At 60.0% G+C, this 12971-nt stretch carries 6 protein-coding genes; 2 read left to right on the top strand and 4 right to left on the bottom strand.

Features of this window, described 5'->3' with window-relative positions:
- Window positions 1-20 precede the first annotated feature (20 nt).
- The gene (locus TRM7557_RS06090) at window positions 21-2456 is read right to left on the bottom strand and encodes a heavy metal translocating P-type ATPase (protein WP_058289334.1); all 2436 of its coding nucleotides are present in this window, start codon (window positions 2454-2456) and stop codon (window positions 21-23) included.
- Between the two features lie 354 nt (window positions 2457-2810).
- Between TRM7557_RS06090 and TRM7557_RS06085 the strand changes: the two genes are divergently transcribed.
- On the top strand, window positions 2811-3923 hold the full coding sequence (locus TRM7557_RS06085; protein ID WP_058289391.1) for an S-(hydroxymethyl)glutathione dehydrogenase/class III alcohol dehydrogenase: 1113 nt from the start codon (window positions 2811-2813) through the stop codon (window positions 3921-3923).
- Between the two features lie 70 nt (window positions 3924-3993).
- Here TRM7557_RS06085 and TRM7557_RS06080 read toward each other — a convergent pair whose 3' ends face one another.
- The 3 genes from TRM7557_RS06080 to TRM7557_RS06070 are packed head-to-tail and all read right to left on the bottom strand — an operon-like array spanning window position 3994 to window position 8778.
- Window positions 3994-5505, bottom strand: a complete 1512-nt coding sequence (locus tag TRM7557_RS06080) for a SpoVR family protein (protein WP_058289333.1) — start codon at window positions 5503-5505, stop codon at window positions 3994-3996.
- Between the two features lie 3 nt (window positions 5506-5508).
- Complete coding sequence (locus tag TRM7557_RS06075) at window positions 5509-6825, bottom strand: YeaH/YhbH family protein (RefSeq protein WP_058289332.1); 1317 nt, start codon at window positions 6823-6825, stop codon at window positions 5509-5511.
- A gap of 18 nt (window positions 6826-6843) precedes the next feature.
- Window positions 6844-8778: a PrkA family serine protein kinase gene (locus TRM7557_RS06070; RefSeq protein ID WP_058289331.1), complete on the bottom strand. Its 1935-nt coding sequence runs from the start codon at window positions 8776-8778 to the stop codon at window positions 6844-6846.
- Between the two features lie 979 nt (window positions 8779-9757).
- On the opposite strand from TRM7557_RS06070, the gene TRM7557_RS06065 reads away from it, so the two are divergent.
- On the top strand, window positions 9758-12958 hold the full coding sequence (locus TRM7557_RS06065; protein ID WP_058289330.1) for an Ig-like domain-containing protein: 3201 nt from the start codon (window positions 9758-9760) through the stop codon (window positions 12956-12958).
- Window positions 12959-12971 lie beyond the last annotated feature (13 nt).

Genomic DNA, 12971 nt, shown 5'->3' with positions numbered 1-12971 from the left:
CTTGCAATTGCCTGTGTATCTTAGGTGGGGGCAAAGCGAGCCAAGCGCAAGGCGTTGGAAACAACGAAAACGCTGGAAAGCGCCATTGCCGTGCCCCCCAGTGTCGGCGACAACAAAGGCCCGCCAAAGGGCACCAGCACACCCGCCGCGACCGGCAGCAGGGCAACGTTGTAGCCAAAGGCCCAGCCCAGGTTCTGACGGATATTGCGCATCGCGGCCCGGCTGATCTGGCGCGCCACCGGCAGCCCCCGCAGCCCGCCCTTTGACAGCACCACATCTGCAGCCTCGATCGCCACATCCGTGCCCGACCCGACCGTGATCCCCACGTCCGAGGCAGCAAGCGCCGGGGCATCATTGATGCCATCGCCCACAAACCCAAGGCGCGCCCCTTTCGCCTTGAGCGCGGCGATCTTGGCATGTTTGTCTTCGGGCAGGCATTCGGCATGGACCTCTGTGATGCCGAGCTCTTGTGCCACTTGCTGGGCCGTGCTGGTGCCGTCCCCGGTCAACATTACCAAACGCAGGCCTTCGGCGCGCAGGTCCGACAGCGCCGCCTTTGCCTCTGCGCGGATGGGGTCGCGGACGGCGATGACAGCCGCCAACGCGCCATCACAGGCCACATACATCACGCCAGCCCCCTGCCCGGCCCAGCCTGCGGCCAGTTCAGCCACCGGCGCGCAGCTTATGCCCGCGTCCTGTAACAGTCGCGCAGAGCCAACCCGCAGGTCCTGCCCCGCCACGCGCCCACGCAGCCCCTGCCCCGCCAGAACCTCGAGGGCCTCGACCTTTAGATCCGCAGTGACATCCTCAAAGGCATGGGCCAGCGGGTGCTCAGACCGTGCTTCGAGACTGGCAACCTGAGTCAAAAGCATGTCTTGGTCAAACCCCGGCAGAACCGTGATCTCGCTCAGGGTTGGGCGGCCTTCGGTCAGGGTTCCTGTCTTGTCAAAGACCAGACAATCAACCTCTCCCAACCGTTGCAGCGCATCGCCGCGCCGGAACAGAACGCCCAGCTGCGCCGCCCGTCCCAGCGCCACCATGACCGAGGTCGGCGTGGCCAATCCCATGGCGCAGGGACAGGCAATAATCAGCACGCAGACGGCCGCCACCAAAGCGTGCGGCAAGTCCGGGCCAAACAGCAGCCAGCCCAGCGCGGTCAGCGCCGCCAGCCCCATGACCGCCGGGACAAACCACAGGGTCACCCGGTCGACCAAAGCCTGCACAGGCAGTTTGCCCCCCTGCGCGGCCCGCACCATCGCAATGATCTGCGCCAGCCGGGTGTCCGCGCCGACAGCTTCGGCGCGCATATCAAGAACGCCTGCGCCGTTGACGCACCCTGCAGTCAGGCGCGCGCCAATGGTTTTGGCCACTGGCAGCGGTTCTCCGGTCATCATGCTCTCGTTCACATGGCTTTCGCCGTCAATCACCACACCATCCACAGGCACCTTTGCGCCGGGACGCAGCCGCAGCACCATGCCGGTTTGCACCTCGCTCAGCGCGCAAAAAGACGAAGATCCATCCGCCGCGATGACCTCGGCCTCGGGCGGTTGCAGGTCCAGAAGCGCCCGAATGGCCGCACCGGTGCGGCCCTTGGCGCGGGCCTCAAGCCAGCGGCCCAGCAGCACAAGCGCGGTCACCACCCCCGCGGCCTCGAAATAAACCTGCGCGCTGCCCGGCGGGAACAGCCCCGGCAGGAAAACCGCAAGCGTCGAATAAGCCCAGGCGGCAAAGGTGCCTGTCGCAACAAGCGAATTCATATCCGGCGCGCCGCGCAACAGGGCGGGCACACCGCGCAGGAAAAACTGCCGCCCCGGCCCGATCAGAAGCAGGGTACAGAGGAGGAATTGCACCAGCAGGATCTCCTGATGCCCCAACAGCCGCATCAATGCATGGTGCAAGGGCGGGTAGATGTGCCCGCCCATTTCCATCAGGAACAGCGGCAGGGCAAGGGCCAGCGCCAGAAGCAGGGTGCGCCGCTCGCGGAGGTCTTCGGCCCCCTGCGCCTGGGCGAGGTCTGCGGCCGGGTCGGCCAGAAGCTGCGCCGGATAGCCTGCCTCGGTCGCGGCCTGCGCCAGCCCCTGCCCCGCCACGGGGCCGATCAAATGGCGAATGCGGGCGGTGCCTTCGGCCAAATTCACCTGCGCCTCGATCACGCCGGGCTGGGTCTGAAACAGCTGTTCCAGCCGACCCACGCAGGAGGCGCAGTTCATCCCCTCGAGCTTCAGTTCGCTCACCGCTTCGGCGGCTGGGTAACCTGCGCGTTTCAGCGCGGATCTGAGATCACCAAGGGTCGCAGAGCCCGGCTCGACCATCGCCTGTTTCGAGGCAATATTCACCGAAGCGGAAACCACCCCCGGCGCTGCCGCCAAAGCACGCTCTGCCCGCCCGGCGCATCCTGCGCAATTTAGCCCCGTGACCCCAAAGGAGAGATTCGCCTGTCTGACTGCCTGCGCCATTCTCTAAGCCGTTATAAGTGTTATACTATTTCATTATTCTAGCCCCTCCAGCAGCTGGAAGGTCAAGCGTTGAGATAAAGTTTTTCCCGATGCCGGGAACAAGGGGTCAATTGTCGCATTTGAGCATTAAGACCTGAAAATCCCGCCGCTATAGCTGGGTCAAGCCAAGCCGAGCCATACCCCAAAAGCCGACAGCCTCAACCCCTGCAGTTGCCCCTTCGTTAAGATAATGCAAACCTGTGTGGATCGTTGAAGTCAGCTAATCCGGGGCACCCCCGGCCAACAGCCACTCCCGTGGTCTCGTCCGTGACGCAACCTTCGCGCCGAGGCCCGCAGCTAAAGGACGAAGCAATGATGAGAACGCGCGCCGCCGTCGCCATGGGCCCCGGCAAACCCCTCGAAGTGATGGAAGTGAACCTCGAAGGCCCCCGCAAGGGTGAGGTTCTGGTCGAGATCAAAGCCACTGGCCTGTGCCATACGGATGAATTCACCCGGTCTGGCGACGACCCCGAAGGCATTTTCCCGGCGATCCTGGGCCACGAGGGCGCAGGCGTTGTGATCGAAGTGGGTGAAGGGGTGACCAGCCTTGAAGTTGGCGATCACGTGATCCCGCTCTACACGCCCGAGTGCCGCGAATGCGAATACTGCCTGAACCCGAAAACCAACCTGTGTCAGTCGATCCGCTCGACCCAGGGTGCGGGGCTGCTGCCCGATGGCTCCACCCGGTTCTCCATGCTGGATGGCACCCCGATCCACCATTACATGGGCTGTTCGACCTTTGCCAACCACACCGTGGTGCCGGAGATTGCACTGGCGAAGATCCGCAAGGACGCGCCGTTTGACAAGGTCTGCTACATCGGTTGCGGCGTCACCACCGGCATTGGTGCAGTGATCAACACCGCCAAGGTCGAGATCGGCTCTACCGCGATTGTCTTTGGTCTGGGCGGCATTGGCCTCAATGTGATCCAGGGCCTGCGCATGGCCGGTGCCGATCAGATCGTTGGCGTTGACCTGAACGCTGGCAAGGTCGAGATGGCCGAGAAATTCGGCATGACCCATTTTGTGAACCCCTCCGAGATCGAAGGCGATCTGGTTGCCCATCTGGTCGAGCTGACCGGCGGTGGCGCAGACTACACCTTTGACGCAACCGGCAATGTCAGCGTTATGCGCACCGCGCTGGAAGCGGCGCACAAAGGCTGGGGCGAAAGCATCATCATCGGCGTGGCCCCTGCAGGCGCTGAAATCTCCACCCGTCCCTTCCAGCTGGTCACCGGCCGCAGCTGGCGCGGCACCGCCTTTGGCGGCGCATCGGGCCGTACAGATGTGCCCAAGATCGTCGACTGGTACATGGACGGCAAGATCGAGATCGACCCGATGATCACGCACAAGCTGTCGCTGGACGAAATCAACGACGGCTTCCACCTGATGCACGAAGGCAAATCCATCCGCGCGGTGGTCGAATACTGATCTTCGCATCCGCTGTGCACACAAAAACGCAGGCCTTTCGGCCTGCGTTTTCTTTTGCAGTCGCGGTTCCTTAACCGGGAATTTCCGCCTCGACCGCCGCAAGGGTCACATCATAGCCCCACAGACGCCGCAGGTGGTTCATCACCTCGATCCGGTCATCCTCGGACAGGTGCACCCCTTCCCGCACCGTATGGGTGAGTTTCAGCACCCGATCCCCCTTAAGATCCGCATCCGTCACCTGAATATCCGGTTCAATATAAGCCAGATCATATTGCCGGGCGAGATCACGGCGGATCGCCTTATAGCCCGCGCGATTGTGAATCTGGCTGATCACCAGCTTGGGGTGATCCTCATCATCGGTGAGGGTGAACAGTTTGAACTTGCGGATCAGATGCGGCGACAGGAACTGCTGAATAAAGCTTTCGTCGCGGTAATTGGCCCAGGCATCGCGCATCACACCGCGCCAGTCCGGATTGCCCGCGAACTCCGGGAACCATTCCTTGTCCTCATCCGTGGGGGTTTCACAGATCCGGCGGATGTCCTCCATCATCGCAAAGCCCAGCGCGTAAGGGTTGATGCCGCCAAACCGCGGGTCATCAAATTCCGGCTGCATGACCACATTGGTATGGCTGTGCAGCATCTCCATCAGCGAGCCTTGGGTGATCAGCCCCTGATCGTAAAGTTCATTGATGATGTAGTAATGCACAAAGGTCGCGCAGCCTTCGTTCATCACCTTGGTCTGTTTCTGCGGATACAGATACTGCGCCAGCATCCGCACAATGCGCAGGATTTCGCGCTGCCAGGGCTCCAGAACGGGGCTGTGTTTTTCCAGGAAATACAGCAGGTTCTCTTGTGGCAGATTCATGGTGCGACGGCGCGCAGCCTCGGCCCCGTCACGGGGATCATCCGGGTCACGCTTCAGATCCATCACCGCATCTGTCCAGATATCAAGCGCGCTTTGCCCGCTTTCATAGGCCTCGCGCATGGCGATCATCGCTTTGCGCTCCTCGGCAGATGGTTTGGGGGGGCGGCCATAGCGGAACACCCCCTGCGACTGCAGCGCATGGGCGGCATCCAGAACCCATTCGACCTCGTCCAGGCCATAGCGTTCTTCGCAGGCCGCGATGTAGTTCTTGGCAAAGGCCAGATAGTCGTGAATGCCTTCGGCGTCGGTCCATTGCTGGAACAAATAGTTGTTTTTGAAGAAGTGGTTATGCCCAAAGGCCGCATGCGCCATGACCAGCGTCTGCATGGACATGGTGTTTTCTTCCATATTGTAGCTGATACAGGGATTGGAGTTGATCACGATCTCATAGGCCAGCCCCTGTCGGCCTGTGCGATACAGCGCCTCGTCCCGGGCAAAATGTTTGCCAAAGGACCAATGGTGATACATCAGCGGCAGGCCAACGCAGGAATAGGCGTCCAGCATCTGCTCGGCCGAGATGATCTCGATCTGGTTCGGATAGACATCCAGGCCCAGATCATTGAGCGCGATTTTTTCAATCGCGTCACGGGCCTTTTCCAACAGTTCAAACGTCCATTCAGGACCATCAAACAGCGGAGCCGTTTGGGCGTGCTGCATCTGTTATCCTTTCTCCTTGGGCAGGAAAAACTCGCGGAAGATCGGGTAGATATGGCTGGGTTCCGCCACGCGCTGCATTTCAAAATGCCGCGCCGCGTCCTTGACCTGCCGGTAGTTCTGCCACAGATCCTCGCCGACTTCGGTGTTGTCCAGAAGCATGGTCGCGTCTTCCTGAACGATCTCCACATAGGCAAAAAACTGGCTCACCGGCAGCAGATGTTCGATCAGCACCTGACGACAGCGATTGGAGTCATTGCCAAAGTTTTCCCCATCCGACGCCTGCGCGCCATAGATGTTCCATTCATCCGGCGGGAAGCGTTCGTCGATGATTTCCTTCATCTTTTCCAGCGCCGTTGACACAATGGTGCCGCCGGTTTCGCGGGCATAGAAGAACGTCTCTTCGTCCACCTCCTGCGCATAATGCGTATGGCGGATAAAGACGATTTCCGTGTGCTCGTAGGACCGCGTCAGGAACAGATGCAACAGCAGGAAGAAGCGTTTTGCCAGATCTTTCTCGCGCTCTTGCATAGAGCCCGAGACATCCATCAGACAGAAGACCACCGCGCGGGAATTGCGGATCTTTTCTGGCACATAAGTATCGTACCGCAGGTCGAGCGGGTCGATATAGCCGACCACTCGGCGCTTGCGGCGGATGCCTTCCAGTTTGGCCGTCAGGGCCTCCAGCATTTCTTCCTGACTTGGCGAACGCGCCTCGATCTCCTCAAGGTCGGCCACCTGCGCCTCGAGCTCTTTCTGCTCGGCTGTGGATGGTCGCTGCAGCGCAATCCGGCGCCCCAGCGAATTGCGCATGGTGCGCACAAGATTGAGGTTATTGGGCGTCCCCGCCGTGGTCAGCCCCGCACGACGCGTTCCAACGGTTTCTGTCTCTACCGTGGTTTTTTCAACAAGATCAGGAAGTTCCAGCCCGTCGAACAGGATTTCAAGGTATTCGTCCCGCGTCAGCGTAAAGGAAAAGGCATCATCGCCTTCGCCATCCTCGCTGCCCTTGCGGCCGCCCTCGCCCTGCCCGCTTTTGGGCCGGTCGAGCGTGTCGCCGACAACAAAATCCTTGTTGCCCGGCAACACATGCCGACGATTGCCGCCCTGGCCGTGAAAAAACCGCGGCTCTTTCAGACCCTTGCCCGGAATGGTGACCTTTTCACCATTCTCGGGCACGCTGTCGCCCTTGCCGATGGATTTCTCCCGGACCGAACGGTCAACGCGTTCTTTGATGTTTTCGCGCGCGCGTCGCAGGAACCGCTGGCGGTTCCCAAGACTTTTTCCTTTCGGATTGGCGCGCCTGTCGATGAAATGGTGCATATAACACCTCCCCGTCCATTAGCCCGCCTTGTTCACCCGCATGTACCATTCCACGAGGCGCCTTACCTGTCGGTCTGTGTAGCCATGCTCGCGCATGCGCTGGACGAACTCCAGGTGTTTGCCTTCGGTCTGGCTGTCTTTCTTGGAGCCAAAGGAGATCACCGGCAACAGTTCCTCGACCTGAGAGAACATATGCTTTTCAATCACATCGCGCAGCTTCTCGTAGGAGTTCCAGGCCGGGTTTGCCCCATTGTTGGCCCGATGCCGCAGGGCGAATTTCACCACCTCATTGCGGAAATCCTTCGGGTTGGCGATGCCGACAGGTTTCTCGATTTTCGAGAGCTCTGCATCCAGCACTTCGCGGTCATAAAGCTGCCCGGTGTCGGGGTCCTTATAGTCCTGCTCCTCGATCCAGGCGTCGGCATAAGCGATATAGCGGTCAAAGACGTTCTGGCCGTATTCCGTATAGCTTTCGAGATAGGCTTTCTGGATCTCGTTTCCAATGAACTCCTCATAACGGGGGGCGAGCTCGGTTTTGATGAACTCCAGATACTGCGCCTCGGTTTCTGTCGGAAACTGCTCGCGCTTGATCATCTGTTCCAGCACATACATCAGATGCACCGGATCCGCCGCCACCTCTTCGGTGTCGTAGTTGAATACCGACGACAGCACCTTGAAGGCAAAGCGGGTCGAAACCCCGTTCATGCCCTCGTCCACACCGGCGCGGTCTTGGTATTCCTGCACCGTTTTGGCCTTGGGATCCGTGTCTTTCAGACTTTCGCCGTCATAGACCCGCATTTTACTGTAAAGATTGGAGTTTTCATGTGTTTTCAGACGCGTGAGAACCGAGAACCGGCTGAGGATTTTCAGCGTTTCCGGCGCGCAGGGCGCTTCGCGCAGTTCAGAGTTCTGGATCAGCTTGTCGTAGATCTGCGCCTCATCCGAGACCCGCAGGCAATAGGGCACCTTAACGATCGAGACCCGGTCAATGAAGGCCTCATTGTTTTTGTTGTTCTTGAAGGCCTGCCATTCTGACTCATTGGAATGGGCAAGGATAAGGCCGGAGAATGGGATCGCACCGAAGCTTTCGGTGCCCATATAGTTGCCTTCCTGCGTCGCCGTCAGCAGCGGGTGCAGCATTTTGATCGGCGCTTTGAACATTTCCACAAACTCAAGCACACCTTGAGTTGCCCGGTTCAGACCGCCCGAGAAGGAATAGGCATCCGGGTTGTCCTGGCTGAAATGTTCCAGCTGGCGGATGTCGACCTTGCCGACGAGGGTCGAGATGTCCTGATTGTTCTCGTCACCCGGCTCCACCTTGGCCACACAGATGCGGCGCAGGCGCGACGGGTACAGGCGCACAACCGAGAACTTGTTGATATCGCCTTCAAATTCATCAAGACGCTGCACCGCCCAAGGCGACATCAGCCCCGGCAGGCGATGGGTGGGGATGTGGAATTCCTTCTCCAGCAGATTACCCATGCGGATCGGATCAAACAGCCCCAGAGGGCTTTCAAAAATCGGAGAGATTTGGTCGCCTGCCTTCAGCACATAGATCGGCTGATCCTCGACCAGGCGTTTCAGCCGCTCTGCCAGCGAGGACTTACCGCCCCCCACCGGACCAAGGAGATAGAGGATCTGTTTGCGTTCCTCCAAACCCTGGGCTGCGTGGCGGAAATAGCCGACGATCCGTTCGACCGTATCCTCCATCCCGTAGAAATCCTTGAAGGCGGAATAGCGTTTGATCGTCCGGTTCTGGAAGATGGGTCCAAGACGGCTGTCTCGTGACGTATCTACCAATTCCTCCTCACCGATGGCCTTTAGCATGCGTTCCGCGACATTCGCGTACATGCTGGGGTCTTCGCGGCAGGCAATCAGATAGTCCTGCAAGGACATCTCCTGCTCGCGCGTCTGACCATATTGTTCGGCAAAAAGTTCTGCGACTTTACTCATGTGGCTTCGCCTCCTGGTATATATCCTAGGTATTTCTCCTGGGTGTGTTGTCAGTCTTGCTCCTGGTCTGGCCTTCGAGGGGGTTTGCACGACGAGACGGCAAACGCGAAGGCAGGTCTTGATCCGGGTCGGATCACGGCGAAGGTTCTGAAAGGGATTGCGTGCCTCGAACCTTCGAGGGCCATGTCCGTTTGTTCTGCGCGCGCCCCACAGCAGGCGGGGCGACGGTTCAGGTCGGGTCACGCGGGCGCAGCTTGGGTCATGCAGGTTCGCTGTCGTCGGCCGTCGATGCGGCGTCCGCGAGGGGTGTCTCTGGGTTCTGCTCGGCGCCGACGGCGTTTTATGTGCGTTCTGCACGGCCTGCCCTTGTCACCTGCTGGGTCTATGGCCACCGCCGATAAGCTCGGCTCCGCGTAGATCGGATTCCTGTCCGCTAAGGTTAGGGTACACTATATATATGTCTAAACCTAACCAAGATTGGTATATTTTCTATTAACTGTGGTAAATTTTTATACGAATTGTAATCACACGTGCGCGATTGCCTGACAATTCACCACCCCTGATGGCCGCCCTGCCCAGCCCCGGACGGCAGCAAAACACTGCGTTTAGCCCCCGGGATTGCGCGATTGCCACACCTGCCGATGCCCCAAACGCCCCCTCGTTGTACAGAATCTCACAGAGGGGATTCCTACCTCAAAAGGGGTAGCGCCTTGAAGGTTAACAAATATTGCGATTCTCCGCCGATCGACTGCCTACAGAATCTTCAAATGTAAGCAAAATATGCGCTTTTTGGATCACGCCCACCCCCAAAAAGGATTAACAAACGCCATTCTTCCCCTAGACAGTTGAACCGCAATAACCGCATATTCGACACAAATATGCCGCAAAGGCGGTACGCAGGCAGAACTACAGGCAACCGAATTCCAAAACACGCTGCGCTCGAGCGCACGCGTGTATTCGCATAGAGTGAGCAGTTAAGATGAGCATCGTAGCTTTTATTACCCGTGACACCACCGGTACGAATTCCCACGGCACGGCCACCGAAGGTAACCCGTCGGTGATCGACGCCGCCCGCGCTAAGGACATTTCCCTAAACCTCTCCCCTGCTGAGGTTGAAAGCTATGCACGCCACGGCCAAGACTTGCATGTTGTGATGAACGACGGCACCACGCTGGTTGTACGCGACTTCTATAATGAGGCCGCAACCGGCGCAAAAAACCTGTTCCTGTCAGACAACGGCAGCTTCATCGAAGTGGTTCTGGAAGACAAAGCCGAAGGCATGCTCTTTGCCTCTTATGAGCCGCTGGATCTGGCGGGCAAGTGGAGCGCCTATGACGACATGGTGTTCCTTGGCGTGGATCGTATCGAACCGGTGGTTGCGCCGCTGGCAGGCCCTGCGCTGGGTGGCCTTGGCCTGATTGGAGCAGCGGGCGCGGGCGCGGCGGCCTTGGTTGGCGGAGTTGGCGGCGATGGAGACGACGGCGGCAGCGGTGATGACGGCAGCCCGACCGTAAACGACGCAGATGGCACCTATGTGGTGCCCGAAGGCGACCCGGATGGGGTCACCATCAGCGGCACCGGCGAACCGGGCTCTGAGGTCAGCGTTGTCATCGGCGACACCTCTGGCACAACCACCGTTGGCGAAGACGGCACCTGGGTTGTGGATTTCCCCACCGACGACCTGCCCGGTGATGGCGACTATGAAACCGTCGTGACCGTTGTTGACCCTGCTGGCACCACCTTCGAGCTGGACGGCCCCACCATCGACATCGACATGACCCCGCCCGAGGTGGAAATCACCGCAGGCACCCAGTCTGTTGGCGATGTGGTCAATGCCGAAGAACAAAGCACGGGCACCGTGATCTCTGGCACCGGTGAAGCAGGCGCAACCGTTGCGCTGACCATCGGCGGCGAGACCCAAACCACCACCGTGGGCGAGGATGGCAGCTGGACTGTTACCTTCAACTCGACCCAGATTGGCACCGGTGAGTACTCTTCCGAGATCACCATTGTCACCACCGACCCGCATGGCAACAGCACCACAACCACCGACACGCTGGTTGTGGACACCCTGACCAGTGTCACCATCGACGGCGGTCTGGGCGGTGCAGATGGCGTGCTGAACGCCTCTGAAGCTGCGGCTGGCTTTGACATCACCGGCACCGCAGAAGCAGGCGCAACCGTTGTGGTGACCGTTGCAACCGCATCCGGCGACATCACCCGCACCGTGACCGCAGACGGCTCTGGCAACTGGAGCGCAGCCATTGCAGGGGGCGAACTGTCCGGTGATTACACCGCGACCGTCTCTGTCGCTGCAACCGACCTTGCAGGCAATACCGCAACCTCGAGCACCGATCTGGTCATCGACACTGTGGCGCCCGAATTCACCGTGACCAGCGGCACGCAGGCCACCGGCGACATCGTCAATGAATCCACCCAGGCCGCAGGCACCGTGATTTCCGGCACCGGCGAAGCAGGTGCAACCCTGAGTGTTGAAATCGCGGGCGAAACCCAGACCACCACGGTGGGCTCGGACGGCAACTGGAGCGTCACCTTCTCTGCCGATCAGATCGCGCCGGGCACGCGCACCGACGAAATCACCATCACCTCGACCGACGCCTACGGCAACTCCAGCTCGGATGCGACGCAGGTGCTGGCGGTCGACACCGAAACATCCGCAGCCTTTGATGACACCCAAGCTGGCGACAATATTGTGGCTGGCGGCGAAATGGCGGCGGGCATCACCATTACCGGCACCGCCGAAGCGGGCTCTGCTGTGACTGTGACCCTCATCCAAGACGGGGGCGCGTCTTCTGTAACGCGCACCGCTGTGGCGGATGCAGATGGCAACTGGAACGTCACCTATGAGGCAGGCAGCCTGCCCGAGGGTGAATACAACAGCACCCTGATGCTGACCTCCACAGACGCGGCAGGCAATGAGGCCACCGACACGCATGACCTGCGCATCGACACCTATGCCGGCACGGTTGAGATTTCGGACGTTGCTGTTACCAACAGCGATGATGCAGAGCGCACAGATGGCGTGATCAACGACGCAGAACGCGACGGCGGCGTGACCGTCACCGGCACCGCAACTGCGGGCGAAGAGGTCCTTGTGACCCTCGGCACTGCGTCCGGCACCGCGACCGCAGATGGATCGGGCAATTGGTCCTACACCTTTGACGCAGCTGAGATTCCCGAAGGCACCGACACCCTGGATGTCACCGCAACCATCACTGACGATGTGGGCAACACCGCCTCTGACGCCGACACTGTGGGCCTTGACACTGAAGTCACCGACTTTGCGACTGACGGCGTGAGCGGCGGCAACACCGTCAACCGCGCAGAGCTGGAACAGGGCTTTGACCTGACCGGCACCGTTGAGGCAGGGTCTTCCGTCACGGTGGAAATCAATGGTGTCAGCCGCGCCGCAACTGTGGCCGCTGACGGCAGCTGGACCGTGAACTTTGACGCAGATGTGCTGACCGGCACAGATGCCGACCGCGACGCCTACGGCGAATACAGCGTGACCCCGACCATCACCGCCACCGACGCGGCGGGCAACACCACGATCCTTTCCCCGGACACGCCGCTGGCGATCACCATCGACACCGAAGTTGACACCCCGGCGGTCACCGGCACCGGCACTGACGGCGACGACAACCTGACCAGCATCAGCGTGGATGAGGCCTCGGGGGAGAACTTCACCGTCAATACCCTGGAAGCAGACGGCACCGCCCCAGAAGCAACCGCCACAGCTTTCGACATTGGCTCGAACACCATGCTGGCCTTTGACGATGCGGTTGCGGACGGCACCAACCTTCTGGTCAGCAGCGAAGACGACGCAGGCAACCAGTCGTCGGTCATGGTGATGTTTGAAGACAACGCAACCGAAACCAGCGTGCTGAGCCACGCAGGCGCGGCAGAGTTCAACATCGACAGCCTGAACCTGGAGTTTGCCGATCAGGTCAACCTGACCCTGACAGAAGCCGATATCAACGCGCTGTCCGGCAACTCTGACACCCTGACAATCCGCGGAAACTCGGATGATACGGTGACCGTCACAGGGGCCACACAAAATGGCACCCGAGACGTGGATGGCGAGACCTACGATGTCTATACCATCGGCGACGATGGGACCACGCTCTTGGTCGAAGAAGACGTCAACGTCGTCATCTAAAGAACAAGGCAGC

This window comes from Tritonibacter multivorans, assembly GCF_001458415.1.
Taxonomy (GTDB): Bacteria; Pseudomonadota; Alphaproteobacteria; order Rhodobacterales; family Rhodobacteraceae; genus Epibacterium; species Epibacterium multivorans.
The sequence above is the reverse complement of the archived record's forward strand: the minus strand, read 5'-3'. Positions and strand labels throughout refer to the sequence as shown.

What these genes read in the sequence shown, in the direction of transcription:
- TRM7557_RS06090 (WP_058289334.1), bottom strand. Translation starts at nt 2,456, where the DNA reads ATGGCGCAGGCAGTCAGACAGGCGAATCTCTCCTTTGGGGTCACGGGG.
- TRM7557_RS06085 (WP_058289391.1), top strand. Translation starts at nt 2,811, where the DNA reads ATGAGAACGCGCGCCGCCGTCGCCATGGGCCCCGGCAAACCCCTCGAA.
- TRM7557_RS06080 (WP_058289333.1), bottom strand. Translation starts at nt 5,505, where the DNA reads ATGCAGCACGCCCAAACGGCTCCGCTGTTTGATGGTCCTGAATGGACG.
- TRM7557_RS06075 (WP_058289332.1), bottom strand. Translation starts at nt 6,825, where the DNA reads ATGCACCATTTCATCGACAGGCGCGCCAATCCGAAAGGAAAAAGTCTT.
- TRM7557_RS06070 (WP_058289331.1), bottom strand. Translation starts at nt 8,778, where the DNA reads ATGAGTAAAGTCGCAGAACTTTTTGCCGAACAATATGGTCAGACGCGC.
- TRM7557_RS06065 (WP_058289330.1), top strand. Translation starts at nt 9,758, where the DNA reads ATGAGCATCGTAGCTTTTATTACCCGTGACACCACCGGTACGAATTCC.